This is a genomic window from Streptomyces sp. DSM 116795, assembly GCF_055792905.1.
Genome location: NZ_CM147707.1, coordinates 1 through 19045, shown reverse-complemented (window position 1 = coordinate 19045; position 19045 = coordinate 1). Strand labels below are relative to the sequence as shown.

General features: G+C 70.4%; 16 protein-coding genes. 8 read left to right on the top strand and 8 right to left on the bottom strand.

Annotated features, from left to right (window positions below):
* Positions 1–2 precede the first annotated feature (2 nt).
* The 4 genes from ACSMXX_RS00080 to ACSMXX_RS00065 are packed head-to-tail and all read left to right on the top strand — an operon-like array spanning position 3 to position 3723.
* Positions 3–1319 (top strand): extracellular solute-binding protein, encoded by a 1317-nt coding sequence (locus ACSMXX_RS00080; protein ID WP_473181942.1) that lies wholly within the window; start codon positions 3–5, stop codon positions 1317–1319.
* Between the two features lie 26 nt (positions 1320–1345).
* A complete protein-coding gene (locus tag ACSMXX_RS00075; RefSeq protein WP_473181941.1) occupies positions 1346–2323 on the top strand; it encodes a carbohydrate ABC transporter permease in 978 nt (325 codons plus the stop codon).
* A complete protein-coding gene (locus tag ACSMXX_RS00070; RefSeq protein WP_473181940.1) occupies positions 2320–3270 on the top strand; it encodes a carbohydrate ABC transporter permease in 951 nt (316 codons plus the stop codon). The genes ACSMXX_RS00075 and ACSMXX_RS00070 overlap by 4 nt, the downstream gene beginning before the upstream one ends.
* Positions 3271–3291: 21 nt before the next feature.
* The gene (locus tag ACSMXX_RS00065) at positions 3292–3723 is read left to right on the top strand and encodes a protein-tyrosine phosphatase family protein (protein ID WP_473181939.1); all 432 of its coding nucleotides are present in this window, start codon (positions 3292–3294) and stop codon (positions 3721–3723) included.
* Between the two features lie 87 nt (positions 3724–3810).
* Here ACSMXX_RS00065 and ACSMXX_RS00060 read toward each other — a convergent pair whose 3' ends face one another.
* The 3 genes from ACSMXX_RS00060 to ACSMXX_RS00050 all read right to left on the bottom strand — a co-directional run bounded on the left by ACSMXX_RS00060 (position 3811) and on the right by ACSMXX_RS00050 (position 6353).
* Positions 3811–4599, bottom strand: a complete 789-nt coding sequence (locus tag ACSMXX_RS00060) for an SDR family NAD(P)-dependent oxidoreductase (protein WP_473181938.1) — start codon at positions 4597–4599, stop codon at positions 3811–3813.
* Between the two features lie 161 nt (positions 4600–4760).
* Positions 4761–5762 (bottom strand): LacI family DNA-binding transcriptional regulator, encoded by a 1002-nt coding sequence (locus ACSMXX_RS00055; protein ID WP_473181937.1) that lies wholly within the window; start codon positions 5760–5762, stop codon positions 4761–4763.
* Positions 5763–5903: 141 nt separating this feature from the next.
* Positions 5904–6353: a VOC family protein gene (locus ACSMXX_RS00050; protein ID WP_473181936.1), complete on the bottom strand. Its 450-nt coding sequence runs from the start codon at positions 6351–6353 to the stop codon at positions 5904–5906.
* A 77-nt stretch (positions 6354–6430) separates the two neighbouring features.
* On the opposite strand from ACSMXX_RS00050, the gene ACSMXX_RS00045 reads away from it, so the two are divergent.
* Positions 6431–7063, top strand: a complete 633-nt coding sequence (locus tag ACSMXX_RS00045; RefSeq protein WP_473181935.1) for a CGNR zinc finger domain-containing protein — start codon at positions 6431–6433, stop codon at positions 7061–7063.
* Between the two features lie 136 nt (positions 7064–7199).
* On the opposite strand, the gene ACSMXX_RS00040 is transcribed toward ACSMXX_RS00045, so the two are convergent.
* The 3 genes from ACSMXX_RS00040 to ACSMXX_RS00030 all read right to left on the bottom strand — a co-directional run bounded on the left by ACSMXX_RS00040 (position 7200) and on the right by ACSMXX_RS00030 (position 10129).
* Entirely contained in the window at positions 7200–7874 is a 675-nt protein-coding gene (locus ACSMXX_RS00040; RefSeq protein ID WP_473181934.1) for a dienelactone hydrolase family protein, read from the bottom strand.
* A 125-nt stretch (positions 7875–7999) separates the two neighbouring features.
* A complete protein-coding gene (locus ACSMXX_RS00035) occupies positions 8000–9838 on the bottom strand; it encodes a glycoside hydrolase family 43 protein (protein ID WP_473181933.1) in 1839 nt (612 codons plus the stop codon).
* Positions 9839–10051: 213 nt separating this feature from the next.
* On the bottom strand, positions 10052–10129 hold the full coding sequence (locus ACSMXX_RS00030) for a hypothetical protein (RefSeq protein ID WP_473185046.1): 78 nt from the start codon (positions 10127–10129) through the stop codon (positions 10052–10054).
* A gap of 580 nt (positions 10130–10709) precedes the next feature.
* On the opposite strand from ACSMXX_RS00030, the gene ACSMXX_RS00025 reads away from it, so the two are divergent.
* Positions 10710–11327: a class I SAM-dependent methyltransferase gene (locus ACSMXX_RS00025; RefSeq protein WP_473181927.1), complete on the top strand. Its 618-nt coding sequence runs from the start codon at positions 10710–10712 to the stop codon at positions 11325–11327.
* A gap of 96 nt (positions 11328–11423) precedes the next feature.
* Here ACSMXX_RS00025 and ACSMXX_RS00020 read toward each other — a convergent pair whose 3' ends face one another.
* Positions 11424–12218, bottom strand: a complete 795-nt coding sequence (locus ACSMXX_RS00020; protein WP_473181928.1) for an MBL fold metallo-hydrolase — start codon at positions 12216–12218, stop codon at positions 11424–11426.
* An 833-nt stretch (positions 12219–13051) separates the two neighbouring features.
* On the opposite strand from ACSMXX_RS00020, the gene tap reads away from it, so the two are divergent.
* Together tap and tpg are read left to right on the top strand one after the other, a co-directional pair.
* The gene (tap, locus tag ACSMXX_RS00015; RefSeq protein ID WP_473185045.1) at positions 13052–15391 is read left to right on the top strand and encodes a telomere-associated protein Tap; all 2340 of its coding nucleotides are present in this window, start codon (positions 13052–13054) and stop codon (positions 15389–15391) included.
* 9 nt (positions 15392–15400) lie between these two features.
* Positions 15401–15958, top strand: a complete 558-nt coding sequence (tpg, locus tag ACSMXX_RS00010; RefSeq protein WP_473181929.1) for a telomere-protecting terminal protein Tpg — start codon at positions 15401–15403, stop codon at positions 15956–15958.
* Between the two features lie 54 nt (positions 15959–16012).
* On the opposite strand, the gene ACSMXX_RS00005 is transcribed toward tpg, so the two are convergent.
* On the bottom strand, positions 16013–18472 hold the full coding sequence (locus ACSMXX_RS00005) for a helicase associated domain-containing protein (protein WP_473181932.1): 2460 nt from the start codon (positions 18470–18472) through the stop codon (positions 16013–16015).
* Positions 18473–19045: the final 573 nt, after the last annotated feature.

Sequence of the window (19045 nt, the reverse complement as noted above, 5' to 3'; positions counted from 1 at the left end):
GCATGCGACACCCACCGTCACGGCCCGCCCCCGCGGACGGCCTCACCCGCCGGCAGCTGCTCCACGCCGGGGGCGCCGCCGGCGCGCTCACTCTCGCCCCGGGCTGCGCGTCATCCGGGAGCGGTCCCAGGACCACCGGCTGGCAGGCCATACCGCCGTACTCGCTGCAGGCCCCGGACCCAAAGCGGGCCGCATATCTGAAGCGGCGCCTCGCGGCGCACCGCCAGCGTTCCCCGTACGGCATCGAACCGCTCGTCAGCAGCAACGACACCTCCGCGGCGATGGCGAAGCTCCTGCTCCAGGCGTCCCAGGGCCGCGCGCCGGACATCGCGCAGGTCGACTCGTACATCTTCGGCCGCATCGCGCCGTACGCACAGCCCGTACAGCGGCACATGAAACGGCTGGGGCTGCGGCTGGATGACTGGTTCCCCACGATGCGCCGCGAGATGGAGCGGCGGCCCGGCGACGTGCGGGGGCTGCAGTTCACCTCCGACCTGCGGGTGCTGTACTACCGCCGCGATCTCGTCCGTACCCCTCCCGGCGACTGGGACGAGATGATCGACATGGCGCGGCCTCTCGCCCGGCGCGGCTACTCGGTGCTCTTCCCCGCGGGACGCAGCGAAGGCGCCGTCACCACGACGCTGTGGCCCGCCTACTGGAGTCAGGGCGCCGAACTCTTCGGCCGCGACGGAGAACCCGCCTTCGCGACGGGCAGGGGCTACGAAGCGATGCGCTCCTGCCTGAGGGCCGTGGAACGCGCCGTCGGCGCCGGAGTCGTGCCGCGCCGCGTCGCCGGCTACGACCAGGAGGACGACGAGAACCCCGACATCGTCGCTGGCCGCGTCGCGATGTTCCTGGGCGGAAGCTGGCAGGCCGCCGCGCTCGACGGCCTGATGAAGGACCAGAACTTCTTCCGCCGCTGGGGCGTGGCACCCATGCCAACCATGGGCGGCAGCCGTCATGTCACTGCCACCGGCGGATGGATGTGGGCGGCTTTCGCAGACGACGAGAAGAAGATCGCTGCGGGACTCGACTGGGTCGGCTCCGCCTACCTCGGCGACCGCGGCATGGCCAGGTGGTGCTCGCTCGGCGGCTATCTCCCCCCACGGCAGAGCATCTACGGCGAAGACGCGTACGAACAGGACCCGTTCACGCCCGTCTTCCGCGAGCACATCGTCCGCTATGGCAGAGCACGCCCGTCGGACCGTAAGTACCAGGACGTCTCCCACACGCTGCAGATCGCCCTGTCCGGCGTCGCCTCCGGCACCGCCGGTGCGACGGAGGCTCTCGACCAGGCTCTCGACCGGCTCGTGGGATGAGCCGGACAAGGGAGGAGGAAGAAGCGATGGCCACCACCGTGAACCCCGTGAACCCCGTGAACCCCGGGTCCCGGCCGCGGACCCCCCGGGGCCGGCGGCGGCGTTCGTCCGGGCGCTTCGGATCCGTGGCGGGCTCGCCCTGGCCGTGGCTGCTGCCGCTGGGCACCGTGCTGCTGGTCGTGCTCGTCTATCCGGTGACCGAGATCGTGCGGCTGAGCTTCACCGACGCCAGCCTCGTGACGGGAGAGCCCTACAGCGTCACAGCGGAGACGTACACCTCGCTCGTCACCGGCACTGACTTCCGTCACACACTGCAGGTGACGTTCCTGTTCGTACTGCTGAGCGTCGTCTTCCAGCTGCTTCTCGGATTCGCCGTCGCACTGCTCGTCCACGGCGCGGAACGCCGCGGACTGCGCGGCGTCGTGGCTACGCGGGCCGTGGTGCTGACGGCATGGGCGATCCCGGGTGTGATCATCGGCGTCATCTGGAGCCTGCTCTATCAGGAGACCGCGTCGGGAGTCCTGAACCACGGGCTGTCCCTGCTGGGATTCTCCGGGAACACCCCGTTCCTCTCCGACCCCGACAACGCCCTCGTCTCCGTCATCGTCGCCAACATCTGGCGCGGCACGGCCCTTTCGATGATCCTCTGCTATGCCGGGATCAAGACCGTCCCGGTCCAGGTGTACGAGGCGGCCCGCATCGACGGTGCCTCGCCCGCGCAGACGCTCTTCCGCGTCACGCTTCCGATGATGCTGCCCATCCTCACCATGAACCTCGTCCTGGCGACGGTGGAGACCTTCAACAGCTTCGACATGGTGCTCTCACTCACCGGAGGCGGCCCCGGCACGGCCACACAGGTCCTCGCCCTCGATGTCTACGACCAGATCTTCCGTCAGCTGAACCTGGGCAGGGGAGCGGCGATGGCCGTCGTCCTCATGGCCGTCAACGTCCTCGTCATCGGCCTGTACGTGCGGCTGACCGAGCGTCAGGAGAAGGAGATATGAGCCTGAGCGACCACCACAACCCTCCGGCGTCCGGAGGCAGTCGAACGGGCCACGTCCGAACTCCGGGGCGGGCGGGCCGGGTTGCCGGCGGGGTTCCCGGCCGTCGTCCCGGCGGGCGCCGCCGCACGGACGCCGCCTACTACGCAGCCATGCTCGTGCTGGCCGCCGTCTTCGCCTTCCCCCTGGTGTGGGTGGCGTCGCTGTCTCTGAAGACCGGCCCGGAGGTGCTGCGTTCACCGCCCTCACTGCTGCCCGACGACCCGCAGTGGGCGAACTACGCCCACGTCCTGGAGACCACACCCATCGGCCGCTACCTGGTCAACTCGCTGATCCTGGTGGCCGCCGGGGTCACCGGCGCGCTGCTGCTGAGCGTCCCCGCGGCGTACGCCCTCTCCCGCTTCCGCGGCCGCACTCGCGGCCCCCGCGCCTTCACGCGTGCGGTGCTCGCCGCGCAGCTTCTGTCCCCGCTGATCATCGCCGTACCCGTCTACCGGGTATTCGTCGCGCTCGGCCTCATCAACGACTACGTGGGTCTCGTACTGGTCTACATCGCCGTCACGGCGCCGTTCCTGACCTGGTTCCTCAAGAACTACCTGGACACGGTCCCCACGGAACTCGACGAGGCGGGACGCGTGGACGGCTGTTCGCGGCTGCGGGCGCTCGTCCTCCTGGTGCTGCCCGCGGCCAAGCCCGGCCTCGTCTCGGCCGGGATCGTCGCAGGCGTCACCACCTGGTCGCAGTTCGTCCTGCCCTTCATCCTCGTCGACTCGCCCGACCTGGCGCCGGTATCGGTGGGAGTGGTCAACCTGCAGTCGACCAGCGGGGAGATCACCACCCAGTACCTCGCGGCGGGATGCATGCTCGCCGTCGCCCCGGTAATCGTGGTCTTCGCCTTCCTCCAGCGCCACATCGTCGGCGCCCTCACCGCCGGCGCGGTCAAGACATGACGTACGGGATAGCCTCAACGCGTGAGCGATACCTGGAATCCGGAAGGCGCCGGCGTGCTGCGTCTTCCGTCGGGACGTCTGATCCGGGGACGCGGTCTCCGCCGGGAGCTGCCGCCGGGCCCCGAACCGGCCTTCTCCGTCTTCCTGCTCGGCAAGGAACCGCCTCAAGTGCCCTGGGATTCCCGGTGGTTGCGCTGGCCGGACTTCCGGCTGCCCACGAGCAGACCGCAGGCGCTGGCCCTGCTGAGCGAGGCATGGTCGCGGGCGGAGGCCGAGCGCGTCGAGGTGGCGTGCGGCGGAGGCCGCGGACGTACCGGCACTGCGCTTGCCTGCCTGACGGTGCTCGACGGCGTCCCGGCCGCGGACGCGGTCGACTTCGTACGGCGTCACTATGATCCCCGCGCAGTGGAGACGCCCTGGCAGCGCCGTTACGTGCTCCGCTTCACCAGGTGATTCCGCGCCGGGCGCAGCCGCGTCCCGTCAGCGCCGACGGGACCCGCCGGCCCCGGAGAACCGGCTGAGCCGGCCGGGCCCCGCGCGTCAGCCTCCGGTGCTCTGCAGGAGATCCGGGTCCCGCCCCAGGACCGTACGTCCGCCGTCCACGGGCAGCGTGACTCCCGTGATGTAGGCCGCCTCGGGGGAGAGCAGATGGGCGACGGCCGCCGCGACCTCCTCCGGCAGGCCGGTCCTCCCGAGCGGATGCAGCGCGGCCATGTCCGCCTCGACGCGTGCCGCGACGCCCGGCTTCTGCGCGGCGAGAAGCGACGCGTAGCGTTCCGTGCCCACGGAACCGGGCGCCACGGCGTTGACGCGGATGCCGCGCGGCCCGTACTCGACGGCCAGCGCGCGGGTGAGCCCTTCGATGGCTGCCTTCGCGGTCGCGTACGGCGTGCAGCCGGGGACGGGGCGGCGGGCCTGATGCGAGGTGAGGTTGACGACGGACCCGTGTGTGCCGGCGGCGAGGAAGCGCCGTACGGCAGTCGCGCACCCGGTGACAGCCGGGTCCATGACGGCCGATATCAGCTCCAGAACCGTACGTGTCGGGGACGTGCCGAGCGAGGCGTCGCGGAAGACGGCAGCGTTGTTGACCCAGCCGTCGAGGGTGCCCGCCGCCTGCGCGAGGTCCGCTGCATGCTCGGTCACGGCTTCGTCCGCGGCGCTGCCCGTCACCGTCCTGGCGCGTGAGGCGGACGGATGATCCGCCAGCCAGTCCAGGGAGTCCGGGTCCACGTCGATCGCGACGACGGTGTGGCCGTCGGCGAGCAGCCGCTCCACGACCGCCCGTCCGATGCCGCGGCCTCCGCCTGTCACCACATAGGCGCCGCCCATCACTGCCACCTCTCCGACTCGGCCTCGCCGTGCCTGCACGCAGGCAGATTCCCGTCACCGCCCGCCACCTGTCAACAGCATTCGTCGAAGCACTTCGACAGCCGTTCCGGACCGAGATCCGTCCTCGGCAGAGATCCGCCTTCGTTCTGCGAACAGCGGCGTCAGGTGGAGCCGCGCCGCACGAGCTCCAGCCTCAGCTTGATCTCCCGTACGGCAGCGGGCTCGCCGGTCATGCGCTGCAGCAGCAACTCCGTCGCCGCGCGGCCCGACTCCTCCAGCGGCTGCCGCACCGTCGTCAGATCCATGGCCTGCGCCAGCTCGCTGTCGTCGAAGCCCGCCACTGCCAGCTCTCCGGGTACGTCGAGGTCCATGGCCTGCGCCGCGCGCAGCGCGCCGGCGGCGAGCGTGTCGTCGCCGGCGAACAGCGCGTCTGGCCGCCGCGGCCCGGACAGCAGGCGCTGCGCCGCGCCGGCCGCCTGGTCCACTCCGTGCCCGGTGAAGTGGACGTTCTCCGCGGGCAGCCGGTGACCGGCCTCGTCGAGAGCCGCACGGAACCCCGACAGCCGCCGTTGTCCCGGAGACACGTACGCGTCGGACTCCTGCGCCTCGCCGAGGAAGCCGAAGCTGCGGTGGCCCCGCTCCAGCAGATGTTCCGCCACGATGCGGCCGCCTTCGGCGTCGTCCGCGTGCACGGAGTCGAAGCCGGCACGGCTCACGTCCACCAGCACGGACGGCAGACCCAGACCGGCGAGACGTCGGGCGGTGCTCTCCTCCAGCGGGAGGCTCATGACGATCAGTCCGTCGAGCCGGCCCGTCAGCGGCAGGCTGTCGAGCAGGGGAGAGGAAGACGTGGCCGCCGACGGGTGATCGAAGACGACGACTTCCAGCGGCCTGTCGCCCACCGCCCGCAGAACGCCGCCCAGACGCCGGGCCACCGAGGGATACGACGTGTACGGGGCGAGCACCCCGATCCGTCCGACCCCCTTGCGTGCCTTGGCGACGGCCTCCGACTTGGGTGTGTAGCCGAGCGAGTCGGCGGCCCGCAGGACGCGCTGCCGCGTGCCGTCACTGACACGGGCCGGGGTGTTGAGAGCCAGCGACACCGTGGAGATGCTCACCCCCGCCTCGGAGGCGACGTCGTAGATGGTGACCCTGCGCGGCAACTGCCCTCAGCTCTCTTCGACTTCGGAGCGTGACCACGGCATCGTACTCGGCGCCGCGGGCCGCCTCAGGACACCGGCGGCCCTGCTGCTCCACTCCCGTTGCCGCACGCCCGCAGCCGTCCTCGGACCATGCGCGCCGGACTACTGCACGTCGAACTCGTTGCCCTCCGGGTCCGTCATCGTGACGTGGCTGCTGCCGCGTGCCTCGACCCGCTGAAGCACCGTCGCACCCAGTTCCGTCAGCCGCCGCACCTCCGCGTCGACCTGCTCGGGGCCGACGTGCAGGTCCATGTGGAGACGGTTCTTGACCTGCTTGGCCTCGGGCACCGCCTGGAAGAGCAGCCGTCTGCCCAGACCCGTACCGCTGGACTCGTCGACGGGGTCGTCGGGATGGCGCACGGCTGCAAGCTCCCGCCATGCCTTGTGCCCGTCGACCACCGTGTAGTCGCTCTCGTCCACGGCGCCGGAGCCGACCAGGCGCTCGATGAGCACGCTGTTGTCCTCGACCTCGTAGCCCAGGGCCGTCGCCCAGAACCGGGCGAGCTGCAGCGGGTCGGCGCAGTCGATGACGAGCTTCCACTCAAGAGCCATCCGATCCTCCAGATCCGGCGGGGACGGGACGCGGACGAGAGGCGGGCCCCGTCTCTGAAACCACTTATAATGGTTACATGACGTCGGCGGCAAGCGGGGTGGTGCTCCGTTCACCGGAGGGCACGAGTTTCGTCTTCGACGCGGGAGCCTTGTGCCTGGAGTTCCTCACCACCGGCGGTCCGGGCGTCCTCTCCGGCTACGACTCCCTGCACTCCCCGGACGATCTGGCCCGGTGGTGCGCCGCCTCCAGACTGCGCCTCGCGCCCGGCGACCTGCACATCAGTGCCGGCGAGTTCCGGGCGGCCCGGTGGCTGCGCGATGCGCTGTCCCGTCTCGCCGGTGCCGTCGCGGCCGGCCGGCCGCCGCGCCCCCGGGACGTCGACGAGGTGAACCAGGCGGCGCAACTGCCGCCCCTCGTCCCGCAGATGGCAGCCGGCGGAGCGCACAGCCGGTACCTTCCCGCGGACGCCTTCCAGGTGCTCTCAACCGTCGCCCGCGACGCCGTCGAACTGTTCACGGGTCCCCTCGCGGCGCGCGTACGCGAGTGCGGGGCACCGGACTGCGCGCTGGTCTTCGTCGACACCTCACGTCCGGGACGGCGCCGGTGGTGCGCCATGGAGCGCTGCGGCAACCGGCACAAGGTCCGCTCGCTGCGTGAGCGCCGCAGCACGGAGGCAGAGGACGGAGACACGGGACGGGGAAATCGCTGAACGGTGAGGGGCGGGGGCCTCGGGCCTTCGGCCTCTTGGCCTCTTGGCCTCGCATCAGGGTTGGGCGTCTACTGTCAGCTGTCAATCTTCGATATCTGTCATCTGCTATCCGTCACCGCTGATCCGTCACCCGGCGTCACCGTATGCTGTCGCCTCCCGGCTGCGTCTCCGGCGCATCCTGGAACCACTCACGCGCCGCGGCTGCGACCTGTTCCAGCGCGCCCGGTTCCTCGAAGAGATGCGTCGCCCCCGGTACGACCTGAACGCGGTGCGCCACGTGCAGCAGCTCCGCCGCTGCCCGGTTCAGCTCCAGCACCTGCGGATCCCGCCCGCCGACCAGCAGCAGTACCGGCACATCGACCCGCGTCAGCGCGTCACCCGCCAGGTCGGGCCGCCCCCCGCGGGAGACCACGGACACGACCGGACCGGACCGCGCGGCCGCAGCCACCAGCGCTGCCGCAGCGCCCGTGCTCGCACCGAAGAGATGCACGGGCAGCGCTTCGGTCACGGGGTGCTTGCCGAGCCAGTCCACCGCCGTCACCGTCCGCTCGCTCAGCAGAGCGATGTCGAAGCGGTGCTCCCCGGTAGCCGCGTCGGCCCGCTCCTCCTCCTCGCTGAGCAGGTCGATCAGCAGCGTTCCCCACCCGTACCGGCGCAGCTCCCCGGCGACCGCTCGGTTGCGCGGGCTGTGCCGGGAGCTGCCGCTCCCGTGCACGAAGAGCACCACGCCGCGCGGGGACGCGGGCACATCGAGGTCACCGGGGAGTTCCACACTGCCCGGCACCGCCACCGAGACCGTCTCCGAGATCATCAGCGCTTCCCCTTCCGGCTCGCGGTCACTGCCCTCCGGAGTAGCCGCCCCGTCGCCGGGTCATGCACGCCCGTACGGAACGGTCGCCGCCACCCGGCCACGCTCGTGCCGTACGCCCGCCGTGCTCAGCGCCGGTAGAGGCGGAAGTAGTCGAACTCCGCCGTCGCCCCCGCGCCGCCCAGGGAGACCAGTCCGAACCGCAGCCGCTTCTCACCCGGCACCGTCCATGTGCCGCCCGCGATCCAGTTCTTGCCGTCGCGGCTGGTGAAGGCCCGGACACGGTGCTCACCGCCGTCCCGGGCGGTGGTGTGGTGCAGCCGCAGCCAGGTCGTACGCGCGGGCGGGCCCACGGAGGTCGAGCCGTAGGCGATGTCACCGGCGTATGGCTGTTCCTTGCCGTACTCGGTCTGCCGGGTGTTCCAGATCGCGGTGTGCGCCAGACGCAGATACCTGTCGTCACCGGCGTACGCGACGAGCCCGGCCTGCTGATAGTTCCGCTCGGTCTGCACACCCAGGTCGATGCTGAGCTTCGTCTCCACGGTGAAGTCGCCCCGGGGGACCTCCCGCAGCAGCACCGACGCGGTGTTCTCGTCCTTGTGCAGCTCGGCGTCCTGCGTGGGCCACACGTACCGGCCGTCCTCGACGCGGCCTGCGGGCTTTCGTACCCACTGCCAACCGGGGCGGGGCCGTCCGCGATCGAACTCGTCGCTGCGGGAGGGGTCCGGACGTCCGGGCGAGGTGCGCGACCCGCCGGGTGCCGGCCCACCGCTCCCGCCGTGAGCGCCCGGATCCGGGGGGCCAGGTTGCGGCGACGTCACCGGCGCCGGCTGCCTTCCCGCGGAGGCGCCCTTGCCGCTCCGTACGGCGGGCCAGCCGCCGCTCCAGTCGAGGCGGTCGATCAGCATCGGGCGCCGGTTGATACCGAAGGGCTCGTCAAGGTACGGATCGGAGCGGTCGATCGCGTGGTAGACGATCCAGTCCTGCCCGGTCACGTCCCTCACGACGGCGTTGTGGCCGGTGCCCACCCAGCGGTTGCCGTTCGGCGTGAGGGTGATCGTCCCGCCGGTGCGGGAGGCCGTGAGCGGAACGCCCTCGCGGTCGGTGAAGGGTCCGCGCACCGAGCGGGACCGGCCGACGAAGACGGAGTAGCCGGTCGTCGGCCCCGCGCAGCAGTCGCCGGAGGAAGCGAACAGATACCACCAGCCGTCGCGCCGGATGACGTACGCGCCTTCGAAGCGGTTGTCCGTCGCGACCCTCGTGGGGCGGCCGGTCCGCCGGGTACCGTCGCCGGACAGTTCCGTCACTTCGATGCCGCCGTTGTACGAGCCGTAGTACAGGTAGCGGCGCCCGTCGGTGTCGACGACGTGCGCGGGATCGAACGTCCACAGAAAGTCGCTCTCTCCTCCGCCGCCGTCCCGTGGCGGGACCACCGGTTCGTCGTGCGTCTTCCAGGGGCCTGCCGGACTCGGCGCGGTGGCCACGCCGATGGCGCTGTCGTCCTGCTCGCCGGTGAGCGTGGTCTGCGTGACGACGAAGTAGAGCCAGTAGCGGCCGTCGTGGTAGCTGACGTCCGGCGCCCAATAGGCCGCGTCCTTCGCCGCCCAGTCCGGTTCGTTGTGCTTGCCGAGGGCGTCCGTGACGTACGTCCAGTCCACGAGGTCGCGTGAGCGCGCCACCGGCAGGATGTGCGGTTCGTCCTCGCCGCTGCGCAGGGGGTCGGTGGTTCCGAACGCATACCAGTAGCCGTCCTCACCGCGTACGACGGCGGGGTCGGCGAAGGTGTCGGCGAAGCCCCGCGACACCGGGTTGACGTAAGTCTGCCCCCGGGCAGCCGCCGCCTCGGACGGCCGCGCATCGGCGGATGCGGGGGAGCCGTATGCCGCCGGCGCGACGGCGACAGGGACGAGCAGGGCGAGGCCTGCGAGTGTCTGACGGACGTTGGACACGGCTCTCCGCACGGTCACGTTGCCTCCCCTGGCGTTGTCGGCGGCACAGCATGTGTACTGCGCCCGATACAACGTTGTAAAGAAGGGAGCGGTGACTGTTGCCCCGCTGACAAACGCACCACGCACGAAACGGCCGCCCGCCGCGTGTGTCCGTGCGGTGGGCGGCCGTTCAGCGTCTTCTTGAGCGTCTTCCTCAGCCGTGAACCGGCCTGCAACGCCTGAGACTTGCCCTCAAGTCTGGGGCTTGCTGCCGTGGTTGGCCGCGTTCTTGCGGCGTGCCTTCTTCTTGCGACGACGCTTCGACGACATGTCGACTCCTCTCCTTGGTGATTCTCTCCCGGGTGAACTCGCACTGATCACGATCATGCGCGCACGCACCCCGCTACGAGGACACCATCCAAACTCTCGATGCCCGTCACCGGGGCCGGTACCGAACCGTCCCTGGGATGCTCAGAGCCAACGAAGAAAGTGTCGCCGGGGCCGTACGTGCACTTCACCCGGGACGGGCGAGGATACTTGAGCCGCCGCATCGCACACGAACCATGCACGCAGGTACGCCTCTTCGCCTCAGTCGCGACGCACCCCGGGGCCACGCCCGTTCGACGCCCTCCCGCTCCAGGAGCCGCCAGAACTCCTCGCTCAGCGCCGTCTGTTCGTGCACCTGGTGCGATTCCTTGCCGCGGTGTGGGTGGCGGATGCGCTGCGCCATCGTGTCATCCGTGTCGTAGAGGGCGGTGAGGTCTTGGAGGAGATGCCCACGGGAACCGGTGTCTTCGCTGGCGCCGGGTGCTGGGGTGGTGGTGCCCAGCCGGTGTGCCGCTTCACCGGTCCCGGCCGGGTTCAGGGCGGCATGTGACGTCAAGCCGGTTTGGAGTGCCAGTGTTGCGTCATGGATACGAATCTGCGCTCGTGGGCCGTGGACGGGCCGGTCACTTCGTCTTTCGCGCATCCTTCCGGTGCCGCTGGGCGCCTGGCGGGGTGGTTCATGCGGTGGACCAACCGGCAGAACGAGGTGGTCGGGCTGCTTGATGTGCGGCCCGGTGATGAGGTGGTGGAGGTGGGCTACGGCCCTGGAGCCCTCGTTGGGCTGCTCGCGGCCCGCACCCGCGCCGCCACGGTCCGCGGGGTGGATCCCTCACCTGAGATGCGTGCGGCCGCGATCCGCGCCAACCGTGCGGCGGTACGCGCCGGCCGCGTCTGCCTGGGCCTGGGCACGGCGGAGGAGACCGGGCTTGAGGGCGGCAGTGCCGACCGCTTGGTCTGCGTCAACAACGTCGCTGTCTGGCCGGATCTGGAGGCCGGGCTGGGGGAGTTGCACCGGGTGCTGCGTCCCGGGGGGCGGGTGGTGATCGCCTGGCACGGGGGCTCCGCGCCGGGGCGTATCGCCCGCAGTCTGCGTCTGCCGCAGGAGAAGCTTCGGCGCATCGAGCGGGGGCTGACCGGCCTCTTCTCCGAGGTGACGCGGAGCGAGCTGCGCAACCTGGATGTTTTCACGGCGGTGCGCTGAACATCCCTTCCGCGCAGGCCCGTTCGGTTTCGCGTTGCTGTGCTCCGGCAGCGCACAGGTGTGCTGCCGGAGCACGGGGAGTGCATCCCGGGGGTGTCAGACCGTCATGGTCAGGCCGTCGTGGGCGACGTCCCAGCCGTTCAGGTCGGCCTCGAGCGCCGCCGGTGACAGATGCGTCAGGACGAGACGCTGTGTGGCCAGCCGGCCACGCTGCTCTTGCAGGGTGGCCAGGTCCAGATGCCAGCGCACGGGGCCTGGAGCGTACCCTTCGCACAGGAACAGGCCGGTGCCTTCCGCCACTTCGACGAGCGCGTCGGTCCATTCCGTGTCACCGGAGTAGGCGATACGGGCCGGGGTGGCGGCGTCCTCGACGCGGATCGCGTACGCGGGCGCACCCGCGGAGTGACGCACCGGGAACGGGTCGGTCACCAGCGGCGTCCGCTCGGCGTGTTCGAGCACACGCAGCGAGAAGCGGCGCCGGACCGACGTCGACCCCGGGAAGCACACCTCCATGGCCTCGGCCAGGCGGCGCTCGGTCCCCGGCGGCCCGACCACCGTCAAGTCCCTGGTGCGGCGCCGGAACTGACCGTCGAGCACCAGGAAGGGAATGCCCCCGAAGTGGTCTGCGTGGAGGTGGGTGACCAGCACCGTCTCGATGGAGTTCAGGTCGAACCCCTGCTGCTGGAGAGCGACCGCGCTGGTGGCGCCGCAGTCGAGGAGGGTGTGTGAGGCGGCGGCCGGGTCGTCCGCTCCGAGCACGATGCACGTCTGGAAGCGTCCCCCGGTACCGAAGGCGTCACCGCTGCCCACGACCGTGACCCGCATCCTGACCAGCTCCTCTCCGGCGGTGCCGTGCTCCCTGTCGTGGGCTGGGGTTGGCTGTCGTGCCACCTGCGTGGTGGGTGGGTGGTTTCCTGCTGGGTTTTGTTGGCGGGTTTTCTGCCATGGTGCCTGCCGTGTTGCCTGCTGTGTTGTCTGCCGTGCTCGGGGAGTGGGGGGTGCTGCGGCGGTTCCGCCAGGGACGTTGTGGTGTGCGGCGATCGCGTGTGCGGTGTGGTGTGCCAGGTTGTGGCTTCCTCCGGGAGGGGGCGGGCGTGTGTGAGCACTGCGGTGGGCAGTTCCCCGCCCTATGGTGCGGCACCGGCCATGCTGTTCCACGGCACGTCGCCGTCCGAGTGCAGGTGTTCCGGTATCTGCCGGCCGGTGTGCAGGCGGGAGCGGCGGCCGGTGGGTGCGCTGTGGATCTGTGACGTCGCCCGACGGGGACTGGGCCGGGGATTGTCCCACTCAACATTTCCCGAGACCGCCACCCCGCGCCCCCGCTCCCCGGCGTCGGCTGGGCCGCTCTCCCCAGCTGCGCTCCGATCCCCCGCCTTACCCGCCACCCACGCAGGGGCGCGCGGGACGCCGCCGCCTGGGCCGGCTGCGTGCGGTTGACGGCAGGGGGTGGGGATACCGTCGCGTGGGACGTGGCGGGTACGTGAACTGCTGTGGCGGGCCCGGGTCTTCGCAGAGCCCCCGGGCCCCGTGCGGGGGCGGGGACTTGTGGAGGGCTGCGCTCGCCCCGGGCGTCAGGGGATCCCCGCGGCATTACCGTGGGCGAGCGGGGTGCTCGGTGCGCTATATGTACGCGTGAAGTGCGCTCGCTGTTCGCGCTCGCTGTTCGCTGTCGCTGTTCGCTGTCGCTGTTCGCTGTCGCTGTTCGCTGTCGCTGTTCGTTGGGGGTGTTGGTGTTGGGGTTGTTCGATGCGGTTGACGGGTTGGTTGCGGGGAGCAGTGCGTTGCCCGCGCCGGGGGAACGTGCGCGTTTGCGGAGGGCTCACGGGCTGACGCAGGAGGAGGTTGCGGGGGCTTTGGGGGTGCGCCGGGCGACGGTGGTGTCGTGGGAGGCGGGCAGGAGTGTGCCCCGGGGGCGGCAGCGTGAGGCGTATGCGCGGTTGTTGGGCAGGCTTGCTGAGCTGTATCCGCCGGAGGGCGGGGGCCGGGAGCGGCCGGATGGTGTGCGGGCAGCAGGGGCAGGGCGGGAGGCGGACTCTGTCCCGGGGCGGGGGAGCGCGGACAGTGCTGGTGCCGGTGTGCCGCCCCCCGAACGTGAGCCGGCCCCGGCACCGGAGCATGGGCATGAACCGGGGCATGAGCCGGAGCGTGAGTCGGCCCCGGCCCCGGCCCCGGCACCGGAGCCGCCCCCCGAACGTGAGTCGGCCCCGGCCCCGGCCCCGGCACCGGAGCCGCCCCCCGAACGTGAGTCGGCCCCGGCCCCGGTTCCTGGGTGGGGAGCGGGGTCTTCGCCGCGGCGGGTTGTGGGGGAGAGGGGAGTCACGCCGCGGGGCGAGGGCTGCTCGGGGGGGTCTGCGCCGGGGAAGGCCCCGTCGGCGAAACGGGTGCCGGCGAAACGGGTGCCGGCCGCGGCGGAGGACGATCCACGGTTCACCGCCGGCCCGCTGGCGGTACTGGACGGCGACGGCTCCGCGTACTGCACCGCCGGCCTCGTCCTGGACTGTCCTGCCACCACGGTCCCGGAACTGGCCGAATGGACACTGTCCGAAGCGAACCTGGGCGCACCACGGCTGCACCGCTCCGGCCAGGACGCCGACCCCCTCATCGTCCTTACCGCGGCAGCGGCCGAACACCTGGGCCTGCCCCCAGAGTTGACCGACCGCCGCGGCTTGCGTCTGCCACAGGACCACCCGGTAGTGCAACAACTGACCGCAGCCCGCTGGAACCTCACACGCCGTGGCTTCGGCCCGTGGCCGCGTATCTACCGCCCCGTCCACGACGGCCGCCGCCAGTGCGTGCAACTCGCCGTACTGCCCTGGGGCGCGCTCGATACCCGCTCCTGGGGCACCGCCGCGCAGCTGCCCCCCGCCGAACTCGCCCGCGTCCTGGGCGACTTCGCCACCCGCGTCCTGACCCCCCGCGGCTCCACCGCCGTATGCGGCCTGGAACTGATGACCGCGCTGCGGCCACCCACCCGCGCCGTACGGCAGGAGACCTCCGGCTCCTTCACCTCCGCCCCGATGCCCGGATCGCTCACCACCGCCGTGGACCCGGCACCACCCGAAGCACCCCCCGAACACCCACTCGCCCAACACCGCACGGACGGGCAGCTGCTGGATGAGGAAGCCTACGACTGGATCCGCGACCCGCAGCTGCTCACCGACGCCGAATGCACAGCACCTCTCGTGGTGGGCCTGGATGTCAACGCCGCGTTCGCCGCGGCCGCGAACCGGCTGACCGTCGGCCTCGGCGCCCCGGAACACCGCCAGGCACCCGCCTTCGACAAGAAGCTGCCCGGCTGCTGGCTGGCCGACCTCTCCCACATCGACCTCGACACGCGGCTGCCCAACCCCTTCACCCCGCACGGCGACCGCCCCACAGGACCAGCCTGGTATGCAACCCCCACCCTCGCCTACGCCCTCGAACTCGGCCATGACGTACACCCACTGGAGGCATACCTACGCCCCGACAGCGGCCCCTACCTGGACCCCTGGTACCAGCGGCTGCGGGACGCCTACCTGACGACCATGGCCCACCTCGGCGTCACCACAAGCATGGACGAAGCCGAATACCTCACCGCAATGAAGCACCACAAGAGCCTCGACCCGGGACAGGCCGCGCTGCTCACCGCCATCAAAGCCACCGTCAAGGGCGGCATCGGCAAGCTCCGCGAACGCCCCCAGGGCGCCGGCTACCGCCCCGGCGACCGGTGGCCGGCCCTGGAACGCCCCACCTGGCGGCCGGACATCCGCGCCGCGGTCATCTCCACCGCCCGCATCAACATGCACCGCAAGATGCGCCGCCTCGCCGACACCGCAAACCTCTTCCCCCTCGCGGTGCTCTCCGACTGCGTCGTCTACCCTTCCGCCGGCCCCTCCCCGCTGGACGTCCTCCCACGCGGCCACGACGGCAAACCGGTACCGGGCGGCTTCCGCCTCGGCGTCAGCCCCGGAATGGTCAAACACGAAGGCACCCAGTCCTTCCTGTGGGCCGCCGAACTCCTCGACGCCGGCCACAACCCCGCCCGCCACATCAAGAACGACGACACCCCCGACGGCGGAGAATAGGAGCAGCCCGTGGGAACCATCGGCGACGGCCTCACCAAAGCCGCCCAGAACACCACCACCCGCCCCCTCCCCAAGAGCGCCGGCGCCCGGATGCGCTTCCTCGTCAAGAGCGAAAAGGGCTCCACCCGCACCGTCGCCCACCGCCTGGGCATCTCCCAGCGCACCGTCGAGCGCTACCTCACAGGCCAGTTCAAACGCCCCCGCGCACCACTCGCCGCCCGCCTCGCCGAAGAAGTACGCCGCGACTGGCAGCCACGCATCAAACAACGCGCCCAGAAACGCGCCGCCACCACCGGCGGCATCACCGTCGAGACCCGCGCCCGCTTCGGATTCACCGCCGCACCCGGCTCCACCGACGACGGCCGCATCCGCCTCATCACCCAGCACCTGCCACCCGCCTACGCCCAACGCCTCTTCGACGCCCAGGCCCAAGCCGCCACCGAGGAACAACTACGCGCCATCATCGCCGAAGGACTGCAGGAGCAGTACTTCAAGGACCGAGGCCGCCGGGCCGCCGGCCTCCTCGTCGAATTCACCGACATCGACTACGCAGAACTCCACTACTGACCAACCCGACCACACCAACAAAACCAACCCCCAACCCCCGGGATCGGCACACACTCACACCCAGCGCATCCCCAACTCCGTGAGCTGAGCGGCACGCTCAGGCGCAAGACGCCCCACCCGGGAGCGCTGGTTGGAGATGAACGCACCAAGCCGGAAATCGACACCCTCCACGCACTCCACATGCGAGCGGGGAACATTCAAATGACCCTCCCGCTCCCGATACTGCCGCGCAGCCGCGAGATTCGACGCCCAGATCTGCGCCCTGCTACGCCGCACCCCCGCCATCCCCACCCCGGTAGCGGGCTCGACACCCAGCACATGCCGCAGCATCCACTGCTGCGCCACACTGCGCGCGTCCCAGCCGCGCCGCTGCGCAGCCACCCACCGCCCAAGATCATCACCCTGCACGATCACAACCCCCGGCTCGGTGGGCAGCCTCCCGCCGGCTTCCCGGTGACGACGCGTGAGATGAAAACACCGCTGCCAGTCCACCGGCCAAGGAGGGCACCAGGCCGGGTCGATCTCCTCCAGCGCCTCGCGACGCTCCGAGGAGAGCATCCCCGCCGTGGAACCGACCGGAAGCCCCTCTCCGCGCCGCCGCACGGCCTCATCCGCCCGCTTCGCAGCCGCGCGCTGATTCCGCAGCCAGGTCCCGACCGGATACCCGCCCTGGCCGACAGCGCCCACCGGAGCAAGGAGGTGACCGTGCCCGTCCGCCCACGCCCGCGCCGCATCGAGCCCCTCCTCGAAGGCGACGTCGAAGTGCGACCAGATCATGCCCAGCTTCTCCAACTGAGCGATCCGCCCGTCATCCAGACGACCTTGCCCGTACGCGCGGCGAGCGTCGGCAAGCCACTGCCCCAGCGGAAAGTCAGCCAGCGACGCAGGCCACCCCCCGGCCTCCCCCTCCTCGCCGACCGGCACGCGAAAGGTGAAGGACACCCGCAGATCACCATGCACACGCCGGTACAGACCCGCAGCTTCGACCCCGCGCCTCCAGTGCTTGTGCTCAGGATCCAGGACACGCAGCGTGATGAACGCGGCCAGAGCGGCATGGTCACGAGGAGCGGAAAACTTCAGCAACTCCCTGGCAGGACCACTGACACCCTCGACGCCGCTCTCCTCTTCCACGAACCTACGACGGCTTCGAACCTGCTGCTCGGCCAGAGCCTCAACGACCCGGGCATCATGCGCGCGCAACGCCTCCAACAGCCGGGCCAACCCGGCATAGGCCTTGGAAGTGAGCATGTTCTGCGGACCCTCACCGGGACCCAGCAGCACCGGCACAACCAGCGAGGCAACCTTCCCCTCCCCGGGCTGCACACGCAGCGCCCTGCCCACAGCCTGAACCAGATCCGGCATGGACCCACGCACATCCGCCCAATACACGGAATCACAATCCCTCGTGTCCACGCCCTCACCGAGCACCTTCACCGAGGACAGAAAACCCTTCTCGACCACCGTGCCGTCACCAGCGACCCCGTCGGCGAACTCGCCCAGCACCCGACGACGGCGCACCGGCCCGTGCTCGCCGCACAGCCAATCCGCCCACACCGTCTTCGGGTACAACTCCGGATCGCCGGCGTGCAGCCGCGCCGCGACGCCGGGAAGACCGGCCGCGAAACTCTCGGCCTCCCTCAACTGGTGATGAAAGACCAACGTCCTGCGCAGATCCTCCTCAGCCGACGCCTTCAGCAGCGCCGTCTGCAAAGCAGCGAGCCGCGCACCGCGGACCGTGTCACTGCGAGCGTTCTCCCCCAGCAGCAGCGCAGCCTGAAAGTCCGCATCCCTCACATCCACGCACACGACCTGGTACCGGGCGCAGATCCCCCGGTCGACCGCCTCGGAAAGCGTCAGGGTGTAACAGCGCCCGCCGAACGGACCCCCCGGATCGTCTTCCATACTCGCCACCACCCCGCCCGGCTGCCCGGCACCCTCATCCCCGAACTGCCACAACCGCGGGGTGGCCGTCATGTACAGCCGCCGCACCGCCGGAATACGCAAGTTGTCATGAACAACCGCCCACGGCTTCCCGATCCGCCCAGACGTACGGTGCGCCTCGTCGACCACGATCAGGTCCCACCCCGGAAGCCCGGCAGCATGCGCACGCTCCAGCGTGCCCAGCCCCAGAGAGGCATACGTGGCGAACACCGTCACCCACTCCATCCCCCGGATCCACGCCACCAGCTCGTCCACGTCCGTGGTGTTGACGAACCCGACCTCGTCCCCCCGCAAGGACGAGACACCCACCACCGGACCCGTACGGCCCCCCTCACGCCACGCGGCCACGCTCTGCTCCAGCAGATCCAGCGACGGCACCAACACCAGCACCCGCCCCGCGCGAAGCTCCTCAGCACTGCGCACCGCCACGAAGCTCTTGCCCGAACCCGTGGCCATGATCACCTGAGTGCGCAGGCCCCGCTCCGGCAGCATCCCCGCTGCAGGAAAATCCAGAGCCCGAACAACCGCATCAACAGCCTCACGCTGATGCGGACGAAGCTCCTTGAACACCATCTCCACACCTCCATAACAGCGTTCCAGAAACCAACAAAACAGGAATTCATGGTCATCGATTGCTGCCGACAATAAAATTCATCCATGGGCAGAATTCACCGTCCGAACCGCACCGCAACTGCATTCTGGGAAGATCCGCACTCGACGAAACCCAACAGCACTGAGTGCGGGACGTTCTCCCCAGTGAATCCAGGATTCCAACCCGTTAGACACCCTCGGCCGAGTAGAGCATCCAGTTTTCCAGAGACTAGCAGCACTTCATTTTGAAGCACAGATGCTTCGGTGCCACTGACACACCATCACCCAGCAACCCCTTCCAAGACAGCCCGCCGCCCCGCGTCAGCGGGGCTTGGCGCCAAGGCGAAGCCGCGGCGCCCAGGCTGCCGTAGGCAGCCAACACAGGCCGTGAAACGGCCTGTTATCACTTCCGCGGAGCGGGACGCGAGGCCGCGGAGCGGCCCGCGTCAGCCCCGGCAACGCCGGGGCCGGCCGCGTGAAACGCGGCCGATGAAACCCGCGAAGCGGGTTTCATCTCTTGCAGCGCGCGCAGCGCGCTGGTACCCGCTCCGCGGG

Coding starts and splice junctions, on each gene's coding strand:
- ACSMXX_RS00040 (WP_473181934.1), bottom strand. CDS start 7,874: ATGATCTCGGAGACGGTCTCGGTGGCGGTGCCGGGCAGTGTGGAACTC.
- ACSMXX_RS00050 (WP_473181936.1), bottom strand. CDS start 6,353: ATGGCTCTTGAGTGGAAGCTCGTCATCGACTGCGCCGACCCGCTGCAG.
- ACSMXX_RS00080 (WP_473181942.1), top strand. CDS start 3: ATGCGACACCCACCGTCACGGCCCGCCCCCGCGGACGGCCTCACCCGC.
- ACSMXX_RS00025 (WP_473181927.1), top strand. CDS start 10,710: ATGGATACGAATCTGCGCTCGTGGGCCGTGGACGGGCCGGTCACTTCG.
- ACSMXX_RS00070 (WP_473181940.1), top strand. CDS start 2,320: ATGAGCCTGAGCGACCACCACAACCCTCCGGCGTCCGGAGGCAGTCGA.
- ACSMXX_RS00075 (WP_473181941.1), top strand. CDS start 1,346: ATGGCCACCACCGTGAACCCCGTGAACCCCGTGAACCCCGGGTCCCGG.
- ACSMXX_RS00030 (WP_473185046.1), bottom strand. CDS start 10,129: ATGTCGTCGAAGCGTCGTCGCAAGAAGAAGGCACGCCGCAAGAACGCG.
- ACSMXX_RS00045 (WP_473181935.1), top strand. CDS start 6,431: ATGACGTCGGCGGCAAGCGGGGTGGTGCTCCGTTCACCGGAGGGCACG.
- ACSMXX_RS00005 (WP_473181932.1), bottom strand. CDS start 18,472: ATGGTGTTCAAGGAGCTTCGTCCGCATCAGCGTGAGGCTGTTGATGCG.
- ACSMXX_RS00060 (WP_473181938.1), bottom strand. CDS start 4,599: ATGGGCGGCGCCTATGTGGTGACAGGCGGAGGCCGCGGCATCGGACGG.